Below are 19,137 nucleotides of genomic sequence, written 5' to 3'. Positions count from 1 at the left end.
CAACATCTAGCAATAAGCAGTCCGTAGTAAAAAAGACACCCGCCAACTAGTCGGCAGGTGCAGCTAAAAAATTAATAGAATCTCTTAAAGCCATCAAAATGGCTTTGGTAATAGCTATTATTAAGGTTCGAGATTGAGACGCCCTGCGATGAGTTGGCATGGATGAACTCGTTGTTTCCGAGATAAATTCCCATATGCGAGATTCCTGCTTTATATGTATTTTCAAAGAATACGAGATCACCTGGTTGCGGTTCGTTTACATAATAAGAGCGGTTGTAATATCCTTCTGACGATAAGCGGGAGATTTGTTTGCCTGATTGCTTAAAAACATAAAAAATAAAACCGCTGCAATCAAATCCTCCCGGTGCGGAACCTGCCCACTGATACGGGGTTCCGAGCAAGCTTTTAGCTGTATTTAATAAGCCTGAAACCTCACTAACGGGATTTGAAGGCTGTACGACAACCGGCGGCAGATTGGGAGCAACCACTGGAGCAGCAGCTGTTGCAGTTATCTTTAACTTTTGGCCGACATAAATAAGGTCTGAGGAAAGATTATTCCAGGTTTTTAGCTGCTGAACCGAAACGCCAAAGCTTCTGCCGATATGTCCTAAAGTATCACCCGGTTTTATAACGTATTCCATTACGTTTGCAGGCTCAGCTTGTACAGGAGGAGCAGACACCTGTGGCGGCGTCGAAACGACAGCCGGGCCTGTGTTCAATGGGCTGGAAACAAGCAGTTTTTGGTCTGGGTAGATGAGATGGTCTTTAAGGTTATTCCATGAGGAAAGCTCAGCCAGACTGATGCCGTGCTGGTTCGCAATTTTAATCAATGTGTCGCCCTTCACAACCGTATACGTTTGTGCTGTTTGTAAAACAGGGGGCTGTACACTTTGTCCGGGGACGTTGGCGGTTTGTGAAATTTTTAACTGTTGGTTGATCAATATTAAATCTGACTGCAAGCTATTAATCTGCTTAAGTTCGGCGACACTTGTATTCTTTTTTTTCGCAATCGCGGAAAGGGTATCCCCTTTTTGAACCGTGTATGTATTGGCGGAAACAGTAGCCGAGAAGCCAGTGGTTAGTACAGCAACAGTAGCCAGTGAAGCCAGTTTCTTTTTCATAATCTTTGATATTCACTCCTTTTTTTCTATTATTGCAACTATTTTATCACATGTTTCGTCTAATAAATGCAATAATTGACAAACTTTTCAGCAAGATTTAAAAAAATGCAAAGGAAGATAGACTAATGATTGATAGCAAACAGGACCAAGACTGCTTTTCTGAGATTATCAAAAAAGCGTACGAAAAAGGTTTGAACGAAAAGGACATAACGGTTGATCAAATACTTCAAGAACTCGAATTGGACTTGCAACTCATTTTTTCTAGAAAAATCTAAAAAAATGGTGACCTGATTCAGTCACCATTTTTTTATTTTGCTCTTTATAAAATGGATGTACTTATCAACCTTTTGCAGTTCAAAGATAATCAATGCCTTTTCCATATAGGTTTTTGCCAATGAAAAATCGCCTTGCAGCTCATAATTGTAACCAATATGGTAATGGAATTCCCCGAGCAAGTACAGATTGTCCCGTTCCAAACACCAGTCGATTGCTTCTTTGCAGGCATCGTTTGAAGCTTTGTAGTGCTGCAGCCTTGTGAACGTACGCGCTGTGTTATATAGAACCCTGCTTTTGATCGTTTCGTCCTGTACATGGGGAAGCAGTTCTAAATGTTCTTTTGCTGGAAGGTAGACGTCCAACGCAGCATCCAATTCTTTTTCTTCGAAGTAGATATTGCCTTTGCAAATTTCGATTTCGATTTCCCGTTCCTTCCAGACCTTTTCATGGGTCAGCAAAATCGCTTCATCAAGAAGAATAAACGCTTTTGTCAGGTTTTTGTTTAATTCATATTCACAAATTCCTTTATGCCATAATAACAGCTGCTGGTTTTTCCGGTTTTGCGAAAATAACGGATTATTTTCTTCAGAATTAATAATCTCCTTGATTCCCTGATAGTCGATATTGCGGCGAGCTTTGTTTAACAGGCGGGTCACCTCTTGAACATAATCGAGCCTCGGTGTAGTGCCGATATTGAAAAAGTAGTTTACATCAACGCCAAGCCGCTGTGAGATTAAGTACAGGGTCGAGGCGAACGGGAATACATCCCCTTTTTCGATTTTGCTGATTTGCGCCTGGGTACAAATACCCTTTGCTAATTCTGTTTGTGACAACCCCATAAGCTTCCGTAATTCTTTAATTTTTTCACCAATCGCTAAAAAATCCATTATTCCACATCCCGAAAATATGCCTAGAGTTATATTATTTTAGAAAAAGGAAAGGAAACAGCAGAAAACTACAAAAAAATCGGCTATAAACGCTCCTAATCCAGAATCAATCAAATTTCTAATTATGTTTTAATAGGCTTGTAAGCAATTGTTACTACCTCAAGCTTAGCAAAAAATCAAATGATTTTGAAGGAGGGCTTGTCATGAAAAAACGATTCATCGTGTTTTTAGCTGTAATGACCATCGTATTTGGCGCTGGCTTTGTTGGATCCAGTGTTGGAACTAACGAACTTCCAACAGTGTATCACGAGCTTCCAACAGTTTACTAAGAATTTCTGCTGCAGCTTTCTAATCTTATTCACCCAGTATGTTTTATCTGTTTTACGAACAATACCTTTTAATCTCCTTTTGCCGCTTTGGAAACAAGGCGGCCTTTTTATACAAATTTATAGGTTACTAACATTTACATAGGAAAAATATGCTTATAATTATATAAATAGCTGAAAACAGTGGAATAGAAGCCGGTAACACCGATAATCAGCGAAAAAAACGCTATATAACTGAAAAACATGATTTTTTCACTTCTGTTAAAGTAAAATAAATCCTTTTCCCAAAAGAGGTGTATAAATTGAAAGATATCGAAATGAATGTCTTCCCCACATTTAAAGAAGACGAGTGTGCGATCATTTTCTCATTTCATTTTAAGCAAGAACACCACAAAATTGGCGAGGCTGTCATTTATACAACCACAGAAGGATTCAGCACAAGATATGAAGTTGATAAAAATCAAAGCGAGCAAGTAAAAGAAACTGTCGCACGGCTTGATCGGCTGTCGGTTACAGAAGAGTATAAAACGGTTTCGATGGAAAAAATCTATCAGTTTCTCGAATTGATCGGCGTTCAAAAATGCTTTGTGGATCAAGAACCTTCTATAAACTATCTTAAGTCGCGTTACTCAGTGCAAAAGTAGAAAAGGATTATCCTGCCAACCAGCTTGTGGATAATCCCTTTTTTTGTCGAAAAAGGTTGACAAATATTTGAAACTCCAAATCTCGCTTTTCCGTCTAATTAAGAGAAGGGAAAAAGTCCAGTGAGGAGAAATGAACATGATGATTTGGCTATATTCGGCGATCGGTGTTTTTTTGTTTATGGTCGTTCTTGAAGAAGCGGTTAATTATTTTTGGTCCCGCTATCTTTACGGAAAAAATGACAAAGGGGCTTAATTGGGGATCATTCTACGGACTTTTATTCATGTTTAATTTATGTTTGAATATAATTAAGGGGTTGGTTGAAACTTCAGCCGGCCTTTTTGATTTGAGATTTTGTCGAATGTTTTTTAAAATAGAAAGATAGAATGGGAATTTCAGACAGAGGGGGAGAACCTTGAGGAAATCTATTTATTTTTTCGTAATTGCCCTTGCGGCGTTACTGGCCGGCTGCAATAACGACCCGACTCCGGAGGATCGGTTCAGCAAGTATGTTGAACTGTGGAATGAGCAAAAATTTGAAGACATGTACGATTATTTAACCGCTGATGCGAAAGAAGCGGTAACAAAGAAAGAGTATGTCGAGCGCTATCAAAAAGTCTATACTGATCTCGAAATATCAGATTTAAAGATCAAATTTGACCCTCCTGAAGAAAAAGCAGAAGGGGAAGAAACTAAATTTTCATTCTCGGCAAAAATGAACAGTTTGGCAGGCCCTATTTCCTTTAAGCACCAGGCTCCGTTGAAACAGGAGACCCAGAATGAGAAAGAGAACTGGTTTGTCGATTGGGATACGACGTTTATTTTTCCTGAGCTTGGAGCGGGGGATAAAATTGGACTCTCATCGGTTCCGTCGGTAAGAGGCGAGATTGTCGACCGAAATGATAATGGGCTTGCGGTCAACGGGACCGCCCTTGAAATCGGTATCGTGCCTGCGCAAATGGAAGGAAACCGCGAAGATATTATTTCCAGAGTGGCGGGCTTGCTTGGAATCGAAGCCGCCCAGATTGACAAGGCTTTGAATGCCGAGTGGGTCCAGCCGGATTACTTTGTGCCTATCAAGAAAATACCCGTGGAGAATCAAGAATTGCTTGCACAGTTGATGGAAATTCCATCAGTACTCAAAAAAGATGTTCCAGCCCGTGTCTATCCTTACAAGGACGCGGCTGCACAGTTGGTCGGTTACGTAGGGCCGGTAACTGCCGAGGAGCTCAAGGAATTAGCGAGTAAAGGATATTCGAGCAATGATGTGATCGGCAAACGAGGAATGGAGCAGGTTCTCGAGGAAAGATTGAAGGGACAGAACGGTTCAAAAATCTATATTAAGAAAGAAGACGGCTCTGAAGTGCTGCTGGCCGAAAAAGAAGTCGCCAATGGCGAAAACGTCAAGCTGACGATCGATATCGGTTTGCAAAGCACGATGTTCAATGAGCTCGCCGGCGAAGCAGGCACCGGTACAGCAATGAACCCGGTAACCGGAGAAACATTGGCGCTTGTCAGCAGCCCTGCATTTGATCCGAACACGATTTCTTTAGGCGCAACGGGACAATATTGGAAGTCTATTGAAGAAAACCCGCAGAAGCCATTGACGACCCGTTTTAAGCAAACATATGCACCGGGATCTGTCATCAAGCCGATCACGGCCGCAATCGGCTTAAAAGAAGGTGCGATTACACCTGAGCAGCAGATGGAAGTCGATGGGCTGCAATGGCAAAAAGACAACTCATGGGGAAGCTACAAGATTACGAGAGTAACCGACCCGAACGGTCCGGTTAACTTGGATCGCGCCTTGCTCCTCTCGGATAATATTTATTTTGCCCAGGCTGCCTTGGCGCTCGGAGCAGAAAAGTTAACAGCAGGATTAAACAGTTTTGGCTTTGAAGAGGAGTTTGGCTATGCATTCCCATTGGAAAACTCTAAAATCGGCGAGCTTGATAACGAAGTCCGTCTCGCTGACTCAGGCTACGGACAAGGACATATCGAAATGAACATCGTCCATTTAGCCTCTTCGTATACACCTTTTGTGAATAACGGGACGATGATTAGACCGATTTTGCTTGCAGACGAGCAAACAGCGCAGCCTTTGAAAGAAAACCTGGTTGATGAGTCGGTACTAGCGCAAATCAATAATTCGTTAAGAAAAGTGGTCGAAGACCCGAGCGGTACAGCGCACTCTGCCCGGATCGACGGTTATCCGCTTGCCGGAAAAACCGGAACAGCTGAACTAAAAGAAAAACAGGGCGAAAAAGGAACGGAAAACGGCTGGTTTGTCGCATACAATGTTGAAAATCCGAATTTACTAATCGCCATGATGGTAGAAGGCGTGGAAAATAAAGGCGGATCAAAGCCAGTAGTCAGCCGCGTGAAAAATGTTTTCCAAAGCAGCAGGCAATAATAATGTCGTGTTAACGAAAAAGCCCCTTTCATCACTCGAAAGGGGTTTTTTCCGTTTCATGAGCTTTATCGTTCGTACGCTTCGCATTTCGTTGTCCAACACCAATATAAATGCTAAGCAGCAAAAAATAGGACAAGAGAAGAATCGTCCATATCGATGAAGATAGATTAATCTTCTCTTCGAAAATGGCCAGGAACAGCCCTGTTAAAAAGATCAGAATGATATAGAGTAACAATCCATTCCTAACAATCCACTTCATATCCGAAGATCCCTCCCTACTTGATTAATCATAATCTTTAGTATGGCTTACGGGAGAACATGTTATACAAAATTTTAATATCTTTCGAGTTGACTTAGTTTGGAAGGGAGTTAACTTTTTTTAGTGATTTCGGTAAGCGATCATCGAACTTAGTATTTAATCCATGTTATAGCAATGATAAAATCAAACCATACAAGCGAGGGGCATATTGATAAATAAAATGGATAAAAGGAGTGTTCGGACTTGAAAATCAATCATATTCATCATATCGCAATTATTTGTTCTGACTATCAAAAATCAAAGCATTTCTACATAAATATATTGGGCTGCAAAGTGATCGAGGAGACGTATCGAGCAGAACGTGATTCCTATAAACTGGATCTGCGCATTGGCGAAACAGGGCAGATCGAATTATTTTCTTTTCCAAACCCAGTCAAACGTCCAACTGGACCCGAAGCATGCGGATTGCGTCATCTTGCCTTTTCTGTGTCTAACATTGAAGAAAATGTTGAATATCTTAAACAGCATGGAGTTGATACAGAACCGATACGAGTGGATGAACTAACAGGAAAGAAATTTACCTTTTTCCGCGACCCGGACGCCCTGCCGTTGGAGTTGTATGAAGTAATATGAACGATGTCATATAGCGAGAAAATGTATGTGATTTTCAGCATTGAAAAATCCCCTTAAAACAGACCATACGTCTACGTGAGGGGATTTAGTTTTTTATGTATTATTATCTCCGAACGAGTACACATGCTGTGTATTTAACCGAGCCATTCCATAAAAAATATCAGGATAAAAATGATCAAGGAATAGAAGGTAACATGAAGCAAAACAGTTGTTAGCGCGTATTTAATATCATCAATAAGTAAGGTTTCCCTTTTTCGGGCTCTTGTTCTCATAGTTATCTCCTCCCTAAAGTTAGTTTATTAAATTATGGTTCTAGTGGCAATGATTAGTACTATTGCGCTACTAGTTTTTGATTAAAAAGTCCTCAATAAATCCAGCCCAAACCTCATGACCCTTTTCATTAGGCCTGCTCTGGTCCTCCGACAAATACCTTTTGAGCTCCTCGTTTTGCTGGTCAGGCCAGGCCGTCCAATGGTCCAGATACGTGATCCCGTTTTGTGCAGCATACTTTTTCAGTTCCTCGACCTGGACGGGATAATAACGGGCTGCATAGAGAGGATGCGGTGGCTGTAAAACAATCACCGTGTGTTCGTTTGCAGCTTGAATGTCAGCTATGATGGTGCTGATATTCTGCAGCGATTGACTGAGCTCAACAACACCGTTATCCAATAAAGTGAATGGTTCAAAAATAACCATATCAGCCTTTTCAGCCACGATTTCCGCCTGGCTTTCCTGATTGATAAAATCGATTGAGTTCAAACCGTATTGAATCGAATACACAGTAACTGTTTTCCCGTAAGCAGCTTCGATTTTTTCCTTCACCAAAATTGGCCAGCCATTATCTTCAAGTGACAGAGCTTCCGAACCAGCGAAGACGATTTTAAAAGGCTGCTTTTCAGCCAATGTTGTTTTAAACCGTTCCTGACTTGATTCCGGCCAGTTACCGGCAAGGTTTAAATAATCGGAGTCAGAACGTTTCGTTTTATTTGTAACAGGCGGAGCGGTCTCTTCTACCCGAGACGGAACAGCTCTCGCCTGATTATTCCCCGAAACAGTTGTTTTTTCGTTCCAATAAATTTGTCCCATTATTAAAATAATGGCACAGCAAATTGCCAGTATAGTAGTAAAAATAGCCTTCATCAGACGAGTGACCCCCAAAAATTTATAATCTACGTCAACATTATTTTTCGGAAATATTTCCCATGCACAAAAAATAACTATTAAAAAGGTTCGAAATATTATTTAATAGAAGATATTGCATAATTTGATTTTAAACTAATAAGATTATGCCAACAAACACAAAATTTTACAACATATTATGATATAATACTACTATTATTTATCAAGAATTTTTGGAGGAACAAATGGAAGAGACGATCAGCTTAAGAGAATTATTTCAAACCCTTAGGAAACGACTGAATTTAATCGTGATAATCACGATTGTTGCCGTTACCGTCAGTGCGGTCATCAGTTACTTTATCTTAACCCCAATCTATCAGGCTTCAACCCAGCTGTTAGTCAATCAAAATAAAGATGAGCAGGCACTTTATAACGTAAGTGAAGTTCAAACAAACCTGCAATTAATCAATACATACAACGTGATTATTAAAAGTCCTGCCATTCTTGAATTGGTCAAGAAAGAACTGGACTTGGATATTTCAGTCGGCCAGTTGAATGAAAAAATCACCGTGCAAAGTGAACAAAATTCGCAGGTTGTCAATGTAACGGTTCAAGATGAGGATGCATCCCAGGCTGCCGAAATTGCCAATAAAGTAGCTGAAGTATTTCAAAAAGAAATCGTCAGCATTATGAATGTCGATAATGTCAGCATTTTAGCAAACGCGGCTATCACAGATAATCAGGCTCCTGTAAAACCAAATCCATTGTTGAATATCGCGATTGCCATGGTTGTCGGGCTAATGGCAGGAGTCGGACTCGCCTTTCTATTGGAATATCTCGATAACACGATTAAAACGGAACAGGACATCGAAAAGCTGTTGGAGCTGCCGGTATTAGGTGTGATTACGAAAATAGACGAACAAGAAGATATCCGCTCCCGTGCAGATCGAAAAGCAAAGCTGAGAGGTGAAACAATTGGCTCTTAAAATCACAAAAGCAAAAATGTTTGAGCATAAACGTAAATTAATCGCAAAGCTGGATCCAAAATCACCGATTTCCGAGCAATACCGGACAATCCGCACCAATATCCAGTTTTCAACGGTAGACAAAGACATCCGCTCTCTAATGGTCACATCATCCGGTCCGGGAGAAGGTAAATCGACAACGATTGCCAACCTGGCTGTTGTGTTCGCCCAGCAGGGGAAAAAGGTGCTTCTTATCGATGCCGATATGAGAAAACCGACTGTGCATTATACGTTTAACTTAACCAATACATTTGGCCTGACAACGGTCCTGACAAAACAAACCGGCTTAATGGAAGCAGCGGCAGAGTCCGGCGAGAAAAACCTGTTTATTCTTCCGAGCGGCCCTGTACCGCCGAACCCGGCTGAACTGATCGGATCAAACGCAATGGATGAAATGCTTGAAAAAGCCTATGAGCAATTTGATATGGTCCTATTTGATACACCGCCTGTTTTAGCGGTTACGGACGCGCAAATTCTCGCCAACAAATGCGACGGAACATTGTTGGTTGTGTCAAGCGGGAAAACAGAAATCGATCATGCACAGAAATCAAAGGAATTGCTGATCAATGCAAAAGGAAAGCTAATGGGGGTAGTCCTGAACAACAAAAAAGCCAAGGATTCTGCCTATTATTATTACTATGGAACAAAATAAGCAAGAATCGACATCGTTCGCTATTTACAACTTTTTCCGAATGGTAGTATGATAGATTGGTAATGTTTTTACAAAACAAAGAGGGGGAAAGACACCGATGATTGACATCCACTGCCACATCCTTCCGGGTATTGACGATGGTGCGAGAACGATCGACGACAGTATTGCGATGGCAAAGCTCGCATATCAGGAAGGAATTAGAACCATCATTGCCACCCCTCATCATCAGAACGGCAAATACAGTAACGTGAAAAAAGATATATTAGCCAAAGTGACTGAATTAAATAAGGCACTTGAAGAGGCAGTCGTCCCGGTTCAGATCCTGCCGGGACAAGAAACAAGAATCTACGGTGAGATGTTGGAAGATTACGAACAAGAAGAAATTTTAACGATAAATAACGGAAATCGTTATTTATTCGTTGAATTCCCCTCTGCACATGTTCCCCGATATGCGGAGCGATTATTATTTGATATACAGTTAAAGGGGTTAGTACCGATCATTGTCCATCCGGAACGAAACCAGGAAATCATCGAACATCCCGAACTTCTCTATCAGCTTGTCAAAAAGGGCGCGTTAACACAGGTAACCGCCGCAAGCGTAGCCGGTCACTTTGGAAAGAATATTAAAAAATTCTCCCTGCAAGTAATAGACGCAAATCTGGCCCATTTTGTTTCATCCGATGCCCACAACGTTTCAACCCGATCGTTTAAAATGGTTGAAGCATTGGATGAAATTGAAAAAAGGTATGGCGTTGACATGGTTTACTATTTTACAGAAAATGCAGAGCTTCTTGTCGAAGGGCAAACAGTGTACAAAGAAGTGCCGGAAAAGATTAAAAAGAAGAAATTTTTAGGTGTTTTCTGAGAAAATCCAATAATATTTAAGGGGTCTTTGAGACCTTCTTGGTAATGTCTCCTAACCGATACCGATGGAGGCACTCGATCATGCCGTGGGCAAGAGAGCGACTTTTGCCTTAGACGTCAGTCGTCAATGGTGTGGTGTGAGGAGGGGTTAAATGCCCCAAAAATTTTGATTTACTAAGCGAAATTATTGAGGCGCTTACATTTAAATATCTAATGATAGTGCGCGTGCTACAACGTGGATTATCATTAGATATTTATTTTTTTATACGCCCTTAAACAAGACCGGGAAAATATAAAATGAAAGGGGATTGTTCGTTGACGTACCGGAAGAGGTTAGCCATTTTAGCACTGCTTGATTCTTTGATCGTTTTCTCAGCTATTTATATCAGTTATCTAATCCTCCATCCATATTTAGGGATTTTTAAGTTGCCCACCTTATTAATAACATCGTTGACGTTACTGACATTCCACCATTTCTATGCTTCGATGTACAAGCTTTATAACAAAGCATGGGAATACGCGAGCGTTGGAGAATTGATTTCGATTGTTAAAGCGGTATTCCTCTCAATCTTCTCGACAGGGATTATCCAGTTGCTGATTTTCCAGGACGTTTATGTCCGGGCGCTGGCGATTGCCTTGATGCTCCATGTCCTGTTAATTGGAGGCTCGCGCTTTTCGTGGAGAATAGTTCGGGACCGGTACATAACAACTTTGCAACAAAAAAAGAGAACATTAATAATTGGAGCGGGTGCAGCAGGTTCCTTAGTCGCTCGACAACTTGTCCATAATCGTGATATTGAATTGCAGCCTGTCGCATTTATTGATGATGACCCAAAGAAATATCGGCTGCAGATCCTCGGGATCCCGGTAGTTGGCAACTCAACCACCATTGCACATACTGTTGAAGCATTGAAAATTGATAATATCGTTATCGCTATTCCTTCATTAAGCAAACCTGAGTTAAAACGGATTTCTGAAGAATGTTTAAAAACGAACGCTAAAACGCAGACAATGCCAATGATTGAAGATATTATGCTTGGAAAAGTGTCAGTAAACCAGTTCAGAGACGTCAAGGTGGAAGACTTATTAGGGCGTGAGCAGGTTGAATTGGATATTAACAGCATTTCAGAATACGTCAGCGGAAAAACAGTGCTGGTAACAGGAGCAGGCGGTTCCATCGGTTCAGAGATTTGCCGGCAGATTTGTAATTTCGCTCCGCAAAAAATCATTTTGCTCGGACATGGTGAAAACAGCATTTATGAAATTGATATGGAACTCCGTCAGCATTATGCGGTAAATATCGAAATAGTCCCGATCATCGGTGATGTCCAGGACCGGGAAAGAATGTTTGAAGTCATGGAAGAGCACCAGCCAAATGTCGTTTACCATGCAGCGGCCCATAAGCATGTTCCGCTGATGGAATACAATCCAAGAGAAGCCGTCAAAAACAATGTATTTGGTACGAAAAATGTTGCGGAAGCAGCGGATATGTTTGGCGTAGAAACATTCGTGTTGATATCCTCCGATAAAGCCGTTAACCCAACTAACGTAATGGGATCAACAAAAAGAATTGCTGAAATGGTCATCCAACAGTTAGATAAAGAAAGTAAAACAAAATTTGTCGCCGTCCGTTTTGGCAATGTACTCGGAAGTCGGGGCAGCGTAATTCCATTGTTTACAAAACAAATCAGGGCTGGAGGCCCGGTAACCGTCACCCATCCGGAAATGACCCGATACTTTATGACGATTCCGGAAGCTTCACGCCTGGTTATCCAGGCAGGATCACTGGCAAAGGGCGGGGAAATTTTTGTTCTTGATATGGGGGAACCTGTGAAAATCGTTGATTTGGCTAAAAACTTAATTAAACTGTCTGGCTATAAATTCGAAGATATAGGGATTCAATTCTCAGGAATACGGCCCGGAGAGAAGATGTTTGAGGAACTACTAAATGAGAACGAGGTCTTTCCTGAACCGGTTTTCCCGAAAATATTTATCGGCAAGGCAGTATTGGAACAGGAAGCAGAAGTGGACTTTCTATTAAAATCTTTTGAAAACTTTACATCTTTGGAAATAAAAGATTTCTTATTAAATTTAGCGAATCGAAGAGAGAACAATATTCATCTAGTAGCTAAGTAGTGATAGGGGGATATCTAATTGAAAAAGGTTCGAAAAGCAATTATCCCGGCCGCCGGTTTAGGTACACGTTTTCTGCCTGCCACTAAAGCAATGCCAAAAGAAATGCTGCCGATTGTGGACAAGCCAACGATCCAGTTTATAGTCGAAGAGGCAATTGCATCAGGAATTGAAGAAATCATCATCGTAACCGGAAAAGGTAAGAGAGCGATTGAAGATCATTTTGATCTTGCACCAGAATTGGAACAAAACTTAATGGAAAAAGGGAAATTGGAATTATTAGATAAAGTCCGATATGCTACTAACCTCGCAGATATTCATTATATCCGTCAAAAAGAACCTAAAGGGTTGGGGCATGCAGTCTGGTGCGCACGCCATTTTATCGGAGATGAACCATTTGCTGTTCTCCTAGGGGACGATATCGTTCAAAGTGAAACACCATGTTTGAAGCAACTGATGAATATATATGATGGAACTCGTTCTTCTGTAATTGGGGTTCAGATGGTGCTTGATGAAGAAACACATAGATACGGCATCATTGATCCAGCTTCGCAAGATGGCCGCACATATCAAGTTAAGAACTTTGTTGAAAAACCTAAACCTGGAACTGCTCCATCCAATCTGGCGATAATGGGAAGATATATCCTTACGCCAGAGATCTTTATGTTTTTAGACCGACAGGAAACCGGGGCAGGTGGAGAAGTGCAATTGACCGATGCCATTCAAAAATTGAACCAGATACAACGAGTATTTGCTTATGATTTCGAAGGAAAGCGGTATGATGTTGGGGAGAAGATTGGGTTTGTGAAGACTACAATTGAGTTTGCGTTGGAAAATGATGAATTGAGGTCTGAATTGCTCAGCTATCTTGATGAAGTTATGGAAAAAGTGAAGGCTAAATAAAAAATTATTGGCTCCTATTCATATGTATGATTATTAAAATGGTTATCCATATGGGTGGGGGCTGTTTTTTTGTGCAAAATTGAATAATAGTTAGTTGTTTCTTTGTTAGACAATTTTTATCCCTGACTAACTCAAAATCACTAAAGTGATGGGGAGGTTCACTGCAGTTTGCGTTCTAGAGACGATAATATTAAAGATGGCTATACTGATCCATATGAAGATGAAGGAGTTCCGGTCTTATAGTAATATTCCAGCCCAAGACTTGAAATCGATTTTTTGTGTGGAAAAATCATTAGCATAAAGGATGATGATATTGCAATTAGTTGGTTAGTAAACCTCTAATGCTAATGCAAATAGTACGTCAACCATTCTGGTTGAATGTTAATAGGGAAAAGAGAATACAAGATAGATAGTGCTTGAAAAAGGGTTTGGTCTTTTTAATATGCAATATGTTGTGTGTATAGGTTATAGGTTTTTACATTCATTCGATTAATTTTACATTGGATATAATGTGATTTTAACCGTCGTGTTTGAATGGTCGGAGGGAAGTGACTATTGGATATAGATAGGGTGCTAGAAGCCTTGACGGCTAAGGGTTTGAGCCGTTTTAGAGGAAACTATGGATTGATTGAATGGTATATATAATAGGAAATAACACGGTTATGGGTGAGCAGTGAAGAGAAAAAGCTTAGTGATTGAGATTAATTGAGTAAATTCATAAAGAATTTAGTGGGTTACTAGTTGGTTGGAAGGGGAGATTTAAAGATACCAATTAAGTACTAATTTACTAAATAACATTATAAGGAGTGTTACAGGTATGTATCTGAAGATAAAAAGATTGATAGATATCATTCTTTCTTTAATAGGACTTATTGTATTATCGCCTATTTTCTTAATTGTTATTGTTGCTATTAAACTTGATTCAAAAGGTCCGGTTCTGTTCAAACAAAAAAGGGTTGGAATTCATAAAAGTCATTTTAATATCTTGAAGTTTAGAACAATGCGAATTGATACGCCTAAGGATACTCCAACTCATTTATTAGAGAACCCACAACAGTATATTACAAAAATGGGTAAGTTCTTGAGAAAGACTTCGCTTGATGAGCTCCCTCAAATTTGGAATATCTTTGTTGGACATATGAGTATTATTGGCCCTCGGCCGGCATTATGGAATCAGTATGATTTGATTACTGAACGGGATAAATATGGTGCCAATGAAGTTCCACCTGGACTGACTGGATGGGCACAGATGAATGGTAGAGACGAGTTACCTATTGAGATTAAGGCAAAGTTGGACGGAGAGTATGTTGAGAAGATTAGTTTTTGGATGGATTTTAAGTGTTTTTTGGGGACCATCGTGAGTGTAGTGAAGAGTGATGGGGTTGTTGAAGGTGGAAAGGGAGCTAAGAGAGAAAATGCCAAATTCAAAGGTGGGGAATCCTTATGAAAGTAAATAGTCTAATTGGGGTGTTGAAATGCTATTAGTAACAGGGATTACGGGGCATACTGGGAGATATTTATTACGTGAGCTAATTAATAATAAATATGATGGCCCTATTCGTTGTATTGTTAGAGAAACTACTGATACTTCTATTTTAGATGACTGCGGCTTAAATATAGAAAAAGTTATTGGAGATTTAAACGATCCAAGCTTTATCAATGGGGTAATGGTTGGTGTTGAGACTGTTATGCACATCTATAATATTCATCATTCCCCTTTAATAGTGCAGGCTGCTATAAAAAATGAGGTAAAAAGAGCAATCCTTGTGCATACTACCTCAATTTTCTCGCAATATAAGAAGGCTTCTGATGGCTATAAAAATATTGAAAAAAAAATCATTGAATTAACTGATAATCCAAAGTGTCCCACAAATATAACCATACTTAGGCCAACTATGATATACGGAGATCTCTGTGACAGGAATATGAGTAAGTTTATTAAAATGGTAGATAAACTTAGATTTATGCCTATTATTAACGGAGGGAACAGTTTAATTCAACCAGTAAATGCAAGAGATCTAGGGAAGGCATTTTTTAATGTATTGATGTCCAGAGATGAAACTGCGGGTAAGTATTATAACCTTTCAGGCGAAAAGCCAATTAAAATGATAGATGCCTTCACGATAATAAGTACAGAACTTAACAAAAAAACAATCTTTATCAGTGTACCATTAGGTTTAGGTGTATTTATCGCTAAGATCCTTAAAGCTCTCACTATAGGGAAGATCGATTATATAGAGAAAGTTCAGAGGATGGGAGAAAACAGACATTATTCCCACGATAAGGCGACAAGTGATTTTGGTTATAATCCAATGACGTTTGAAAAAGGTATTCAATTAGAAGTGAAAGAGTACATAAAGAGTAATAGAAATACGTCTAAATAAGTAGGGGCAATGATATGAAGATAGCTGTACTGTCAAGCCATACGTCATCATTGTTTTGGTTCCGTATGGATATGATGAAAGACTTTGTTAAAAAGGGCCATACGGTCATTGCTTTAGGTTCTGAGCCTGAAGCGCACTGGAAAAGAAAGTTCGAAGCACATAATATCGATTATAGGCAGCTACATGTGGAACGAAATGGTATAAATCCATTAAAAGATCTGAAAACTTTAAAGTCTCTTTATAATTTTATGAAAAAGGAAAGGCCTGACAAAATATTTGCATATCAAGCTAAAACTGTTGTTTATGGGAGTATAGCTGCAAAGATTAACGGTATTTCTGAAGTTTATTCTTTAATTGCTGGACTTGGCTCAATATTCAGAGGTAAAGGATTAAAAAATAATATAGTAAAGACAATTATGAAAATGGAATACTGGGTTGCTTGTAAATGCAGCAAGAAAGTGCTCTTTCAAAATCACGATGATAAAAATGAGTTTATTCAAAACGGTTTAATAGAAGATGAAAAGACCGTTATTATTAATGGTTCTGGAGTTGATCTTGAGAAATTCAAACCAACACCACTTCCAGAAGCACCAGCTTTTCTTTTTATCGGGAGGCTTATAAAAGATAAAGGGATAATGGAATATTTAGATGCCTGTAGAGAAGTTAAAAGGAGACATCCAGAAGCTCGGTGTTTGTTAGTAGGACCTTATGATACTAATCCCTCTGCCTTAAAGTCAGAAGAATTGCATCCATATATAGAAAGTGGAATTATTGAGTATTATGGAGAGCAAAGTGATGTTAGAGATTTCATAGCTCAATGTAGCACATTTGTATTACCATCTTACCATGAAGGTACACCTAAAACAGTGCTAGAAGCGATGGCAATGGGACGGGCTATCATAACTAGCGATGCACCTGGTTGTAGAGAGACAGTCACTGATGGGAAAAACGGATTCCTGGTAAAAGTAAAAGATGTACAAGACCTGATAAATAAAATGGAGTATTTAGTTCTTAACCAAGATGCAAGTCGAATCATGGGTGCTGAAGGTGTAGAGGTAGCAAAGGAAAAGTATGATGTGAAGCGTGTTAATAAAACCATTTTAAAAATAATGGCACTAAATTAGATGCGGGTGGTATCGATATGAACTTATACGAAAGGCTTGTTACTAGAGAAGAGAAAATATCATTAATAGGACTTGGCTACGTTGGCATGCCAATTGCTGTCGCTTTTGCAAAAAAAGCAAAAGTAATTGGCTTTGATGTAAATAAAGAAAAAGTTGAGCTTTATAAAAAGGGTATTGACCCAACAAAAGAAGTTGGAAACCAAGTAATTAAAGATACAACTGTTGAATTTACATCAGATGAAACTAAGCTTAGAGAAGCAAAGTTTCATATTGTAGCCGTACCTACGCCAGTAAAAGAAGATCGTACACCAGATTTAAAGCCTGTAGAATCTGCAAGCAGAACTCTTGGTAGAAATTTAACAAAAGACTCAATAGTTGTATATGAATCTACTGTTTACCCAGGCGTAACAGAAGATATATGTATTCCAATCCTTGAAAAGGAATCAGGATTAAAATGTGGTGAAGATTTTAAAGTAGGATATTCTCCAGAAAGAATTAATCCTGGAGACCAAGAACATAGATTAGAAACCATTATAAAAGTAGTTTCGGGTATGGACAAAGAGACACTAGATATCGTAGCAAAGGTGTACGAGTTAGTAGTAGAGGTTGGAGTTTATAAAGCTGAAAGTATTAAAGTGGCTGAAGCTGCAAAGGTTATTGAAAATTCTCAGCGTGATATTAATATTGCCTTTATGAATGAGCTGTCCATAATATTTAATAAAATGGGAATTGATACAAAGGCAGTACTTGAAGCGGCAGGAACAAAATGGAACTTTCTTAAATTCTATCCTGGACTTGTAGGTGGTCACTGTATAGGGGTTGACCCATACTATTTAACATACAAAGCAGAGCAAATGGGTTATTACTCTCAAATTATTCTTTCAGGAAGAAAAATAAATGACGATATGGGTAAGTATGTAGCTGAATGTACGGTAAAGAAAATGATAAAGGCAAACAAACAAATAAATGGTTCAAAAGTAGCTATATTTGGTGTTACATTCAAAGAGAACTGTCCCGATGTTCGCAATACAAAAGTAGTAGATGTGATTAAAGAGTTAGAAGAATATGGGATAGATGTTAAGGTTATTGATCCTGTAGCGGATAAAGAGGATTTATGGCGTGAATATGAAATTAATCTTTGTGAAATAGAAGAAATAAAAGAAATAGATGCAGTAATCATTGCAGTCCCACACAATGAGTTTAAAACTATTCATTTGAAAGATCTTAAAAGGATGTTTGGAACAACAGGATATAAGTTAGACGTTATGAAAGAAGTAGCTGCAACATCGGAGTTCCAGATGAATGTTGATATGCATGATTGTGTATTAATGGACATCAAAGGAATGTTTAATCGAAATGAAGCTGAGAGTGCAGGCTTTTTATATTGGAGGCTATAATATGGGATATGAAAATATAAAGTTTCCAGAGGGAAGTAAGTTTTTAGTTACTGGATCAGCTGGTTTTATTGGTTCTAATTTAGTAGAAGCAATACTTAAATTGGGCTACAAAGTTAGAGGACTTGACAACTTTTCAACTGGTAAAAAAGAAAATGTGGAAGAGTTTATAGACAATCCCAATTTTGAGTTTATTGAGGGAGATATTCGTGATCTTGACATATGTATTAACGCTTGTGAAGGTATTGATTATGTTTTGAATCAAGCGGCATGGGGGAGCGTTCCTAGAAGTATGGAGATGCCTTTGATATATGAGGAGATTAATATAAAAGGCACTTTAAATATGATGGAAGCAGCCAGGCAAAATGGAGTAAAGAAGTTTGTATATGCTTCAAGTTCATCGGTTTATGGTGACGAGCCGAATCTTCCAAAAATAGAAGGGAGAGAGGGGAACGTTTTGTCACCTTACTCTCTTACCAAAAAGGTAAATGAGGAATATGGGAAACTTTATACAAAATTATATAGTCTTGATACGTATGGCCTTCGCTATTTCAATGTCTTTGGTAGAAGACAAAATCCAAATGGAGCATATGCAGCGGTTATTCCAAAATTTATTAAACAATTATTAAATAATGAACAGCCAACTATTAATGGTGATGGTAAACAGAGCCGTGACTTTACTTACATTGAAAATGTAATTGAAGCAAATTTGAAAGCTTGTAAAGCTTCTCATGAAGCTGCTGGACAAGCGTATAATATCGCATATGGTGGTAGAGAGTATTTGATTGATATTTACGATGAGTTGTGTAAATCATTAGAAAAGAATATTATTCCGTTTTTTGGACCTGAGCGGAAAGGCGATATAAAACATAGTAATGCTGACATCAGTAAAGCGAAAGAACTCCTCGGGTATAATCCAGACTATGCCTTTTCTAAAGGGATGGAGCTAGCGATTAATTGGTATAAGGAGAATCTTTGACTT

The 19,137-nt window shown here is 39.1% G+C and carries 20 protein-coding genes; 15 read left to right on the top strand and 5 right to left on the bottom strand.

The window, feature by feature from the left end:
* Positions 1–71: 71 nt before the first annotated feature.
* Complete coding sequence (locus tag CU635_RS04660; protein WP_101576017.1) at positions 72–1,121, bottom strand: C40 family peptidase; 1,050 nt, start codon at positions 1,119–1,121, stop codon at positions 72–74.
* 125 nt (positions 1,122–1,246) lie between these two features.
* On the opposite strand from CU635_RS04660, the gene CU635_RS23235 reads away from it, so the two are divergent.
* Positions 1,247–1,396, top strand: a complete 150-nt coding sequence (locus CU635_RS23235; RefSeq protein WP_180955607.1) for a YwzD family small protein — start codon at positions 1,247–1,249, stop codon at positions 1,394–1,396.
* A gap of 21 nt (positions 1,397–1,417) precedes the next feature.
* Here the strand turns inward: CU635_RS23235 and CU635_RS04655 are convergent, their stop codons facing one another.
* The gene (locus CU635_RS04655; RefSeq protein WP_101576016.1) at positions 1,418–2,284 is read right to left on the bottom strand and encodes a helix-turn-helix domain-containing protein; all 867 of its coding nucleotides are present in this window, start codon (positions 2,282–2,284) and stop codon (positions 1,418–1,420) included.
* Positions 2,285–2,487: 203 nt separating this feature from the next.
* Here CU635_RS04655 and CU635_RS24055 point away from each other — a divergent pair, with 203 nt between their 5' ends.
* The 3 genes from CU635_RS24055 (at position 2,488) to CU635_RS04645 (ending at position 5,665) form a co-directional block, all read left to right on the top strand.
* The gene (locus CU635_RS24055; RefSeq protein WP_257985628.1) at positions 2,488–2,613 is read left to right on the top strand and encodes a hypothetical protein; all 126 of its coding nucleotides are present in this window, start codon (positions 2,488–2,490) and stop codon (positions 2,611–2,613) included.
* A gap of 299 nt (positions 2,614–2,912) precedes the next feature.
* The gene (locus CU635_RS04650) at positions 2,913–3,254 is read left to right on the top strand and encodes a hypothetical protein (protein WP_101576015.1); all 342 of its coding nucleotides are present in this window, start codon (positions 2,913–2,915) and stop codon (positions 3,252–3,254) included.
* A gap of 413 nt (positions 3,255–3,667) precedes the next feature.
* Positions 3,668–5,665 carry a penicillin-binding transpeptidase domain-containing protein gene (locus CU635_RS04645; RefSeq protein WP_101576014.1) on the top strand — a complete coding sequence of 666 codons (1,998 nt, stop codon included), beginning with the start codon at positions 3,668–3,670 and terminating at the stop codon, positions 5,663–5,665.
* Between the two features lie 31 nt (positions 5,666–5,696).
* Here CU635_RS04645 and CU635_RS04640 read toward each other — a convergent pair whose 3' ends face one another.
* The gene (locus CU635_RS04640) at positions 5,697–5,924 is read right to left on the bottom strand and encodes a hypothetical protein (protein WP_101576013.1); all 228 of its coding nucleotides are present in this window, start codon (positions 5,922–5,924) and stop codon (positions 5,697–5,699) included.
* 243 nt (positions 5,925–6,167) lie between these two features.
* Here CU635_RS04640 and gloA2 point away from each other — a divergent pair, with 243 nt between their 5' ends.
* Positions 6,168–6,557, top strand: a complete 390-nt coding sequence (gloA2, locus tag CU635_RS04635; RefSeq protein WP_101576012.1) for an SMU1112c/YaeR family gloxylase I-like metalloprotein — start codon at positions 6,168–6,170, stop codon at positions 6,555–6,557.
* A gap of 134 nt (positions 6,558–6,691) precedes the next feature.
* Here gloA2 and CU635_RS23230 read toward each other — a convergent pair whose 3' ends face one another.
* Positions 6,692–6,829: a hypothetical protein gene (locus tag CU635_RS23230; RefSeq protein ID WP_180955606.1), complete on the bottom strand. Its 138-nt coding sequence runs from the start codon at positions 6,827–6,829 to the stop codon at positions 6,692–6,694.
* 70 nt (positions 6,830–6,899) lie between these two features.
* The gene (locus CU635_RS04630; protein ID WP_101576011.1) at positions 6,900–7,697 is read right to left on the bottom strand and encodes an SGNH/GDSL hydrolase family protein; all 798 of its coding nucleotides are present in this window, start codon (positions 7,695–7,697) and stop codon (positions 6,900–6,902) included.
* A 224-nt stretch (positions 7,698–7,921) separates the two neighbouring features.
* Between CU635_RS04630 and CU635_RS04625 the strand changes: the two genes are divergently transcribed.
* The 10 genes from CU635_RS04625 (at position 7,922) to CU635_RS04580 (ending at position 19,134) form a co-directional block, all read left to right on the top strand.
* Positions 7,922–8,662 carry a YveK family protein gene (locus tag CU635_RS04625; RefSeq protein WP_101576010.1) on the top strand — a complete coding sequence of 247 codons (741 nt, stop codon included), beginning with the start codon at positions 7,922–7,924 and terminating at the stop codon, positions 8,660–8,662.
* A 16-nt stretch (positions 8,663–8,678) separates the two neighbouring features.
* Positions 8,679–9,353: a CpsD/CapB family tyrosine-protein kinase gene (locus CU635_RS04620; protein ID WP_101576076.1), complete on the top strand. Its 675-nt coding sequence runs from the start codon at positions 8,679–8,681 to the stop codon at positions 9,351–9,353.
* A gap of 97 nt (positions 9,354–9,450) precedes the next feature.
* Positions 9,451–10,218 carry a tyrosine-protein phosphatase gene (locus CU635_RS04615; RefSeq protein WP_101576009.1) on the top strand — a complete coding sequence of 256 codons (768 nt, stop codon included), beginning with the start codon at positions 9,451–9,453 and terminating at the stop codon, positions 10,216–10,218.
* Positions 10,219–10,532: 314 nt separating this feature from the next.
* Complete coding sequence (locus CU635_RS04610) at positions 10,533–12,353, top strand: polysaccharide biosynthesis protein (RefSeq protein ID WP_101576008.1); 1,821 nt, start codon at positions 10,533–10,535, stop codon at positions 12,351–12,353.
* 18 nt (positions 12,354–12,371) lie between these two features.
* Complete coding sequence (gene galU, locus CU635_RS04605) at positions 12,372–13,253, top strand: UTP--glucose-1-phosphate uridylyltransferase GalU (protein WP_101576007.1); 882 nt, start codon at positions 12,372–12,374, stop codon at positions 13,251–13,253.
* A gap of 817 nt (positions 13,254–14,070) precedes the next feature.
* Entirely contained in the window at positions 14,071–14,700 is a 630-nt protein-coding gene (locus tag CU635_RS04600; RefSeq protein WP_101576006.1) for a sugar transferase, read from the top strand.
* A gap of 28 nt (positions 14,701–14,728) precedes the next feature.
* Positions 14,729–15,637: an SDR family oxidoreductase gene (locus tag CU635_RS04595; protein WP_101576005.1), complete on the top strand. Its 909-nt coding sequence runs from the start codon at positions 14,729–14,731 to the stop codon at positions 15,635–15,637.
* A gap of 14 nt (positions 15,638–15,651) precedes the next feature.
* The gene (locus CU635_RS04590; RefSeq protein ID WP_101576004.1) at positions 15,652–16,761 is read left to right on the top strand and encodes a glycosyltransferase family 4 protein; all 1,110 of its coding nucleotides are present in this window, start codon (positions 15,652–15,654) and stop codon (positions 16,759–16,761) included.
* A 17-nt stretch (positions 16,762–16,778) separates the two neighbouring features.
* Positions 16,779–18,158, top strand: coding sequence for a nucleotide sugar dehydrogenase (locus CU635_RS04585; protein ID WP_101576003.1), 1,380 nt, complete (start codon positions 16,779–16,781; stop codon positions 18,156–18,158).
* A 1-nt stretch (position 18,159) separates the two neighbouring features.
* Positions 18,160–19,134, top strand: a complete 975-nt coding sequence (locus CU635_RS04580) for an SDR family oxidoreductase (RefSeq protein ID WP_101576002.1) — start codon at positions 18,160–18,162, stop codon at positions 19,132–19,134.
* Positions 19,135–19,137 lie beyond the last annotated feature (3 nt).

This window comes from Bacillus canaveralius (assembly GCF_002860125.1).
Lineage (GTDB): Bacteria > Bacillota > Bacilli > Bacillales > Cytobacillaceae > Bacillus_BJ > Bacillus_BJ canaveralius.
Note: the sequence above shows the minus strand (reverse complement) of the source record. Positions and strands in the feature narration are given on the sequence as shown.

What these genes read in the sequence shown, in the direction of transcription:
- CU635_RS04600 (WP_101576006.1), top strand. Translation starts at nt 14,071, where the DNA reads ATGTATCTGAAGATAAAAAGATTGATAGATATCATTCTTTCTTTAATA.
- CU635_RS04580 (WP_101576002.1), top strand. Translation starts at nt 18,160, where the DNA reads ATGGGATATGAAAATATAAAGTTTCCAGAGGGAAGTAAGTTTTTAGTT.
- CU635_RS04660 (WP_101576017.1), bottom strand. Translation starts at nt 1,121, where the DNA reads ATGAAAAAGAAACTGGCTTCACTGGCTACTGTTGCTGTACTAACCACT.
- CU635_RS04655 (WP_101576016.1), bottom strand. Translation starts at nt 2,284, where the DNA reads ATGGATTTTTTAGCGATTGGTGAAAAAATTAAAGAATTACGGAAGCTT.
- CU635_RS04615 (WP_101576009.1), top strand. Translation starts at nt 9,451, where the DNA reads ATGATTGACATCCACTGCCACATCCTTCCGGGTATTGACGATGGTGCG.
- CU635_RS04625 (WP_101576010.1), top strand. Translation starts at nt 7,922, where the DNA reads ATGGAAGAGACGATCAGCTTAAGAGAATTATTTCAAACCCTTAGGAAA.
- CU635_RS24055 (WP_257985628.1), top strand. Translation starts at nt 2,488, where the DNA reads ATGAAAAAACGATTCATCGTGTTTTTAGCTGTAATGACCATCGTATTT.
- CU635_RS04630 (WP_101576011.1), bottom strand. Translation starts at nt 7,697, where the DNA reads ATGAAGGCTATTTTTACTACTATACTGGCAATTTGCTGTGCCATTATT.
- CU635_RS04595 (WP_101576005.1), top strand. Translation starts at nt 14,729, where the DNA reads ATGCTATTAGTAACAGGGATTACGGGGCATACTGGGAGATATTTATTA.
- CU635_RS04620 (WP_101576076.1), top strand. Translation starts at nt 8,679, where the DNA reads ATGTTTGAGCATAAACGTAAATTAATCGCAAAGCTGGATCCAAAATCA.
- CU635_RS04590 (WP_101576004.1), top strand. Translation starts at nt 15,652, where the DNA reads ATGAAGATAGCTGTACTGTCAAGCCATACGTCATCATTGTTTTGGTTC.
- CU635_RS04640 (WP_101576013.1), bottom strand. Translation starts at nt 5,924, where the DNA reads ATGAAGTGGATTGTTAGGAATGGATTGTTACTCTATATCATTCTGATC.
- CU635_RS23235 (WP_180955607.1), top strand. Translation starts at nt 1,247, where the DNA reads ATGATTGATAGCAAACAGGACCAAGACTGCTTTTCTGAGATTATCAAA.
- CU635_RS04585 (WP_101576003.1), top strand. Translation starts at nt 16,779, where the DNA reads ATGAACTTATACGAAAGGCTTGTTACTAGAGAAGAGAAAATATCATTA.
- CU635_RS23230 (WP_180955606.1), bottom strand. Translation starts at nt 6,829, where the DNA reads ATGAGAACAAGAGCCCGAAAAAGGGAAACCTTACTTATTGATGATATT.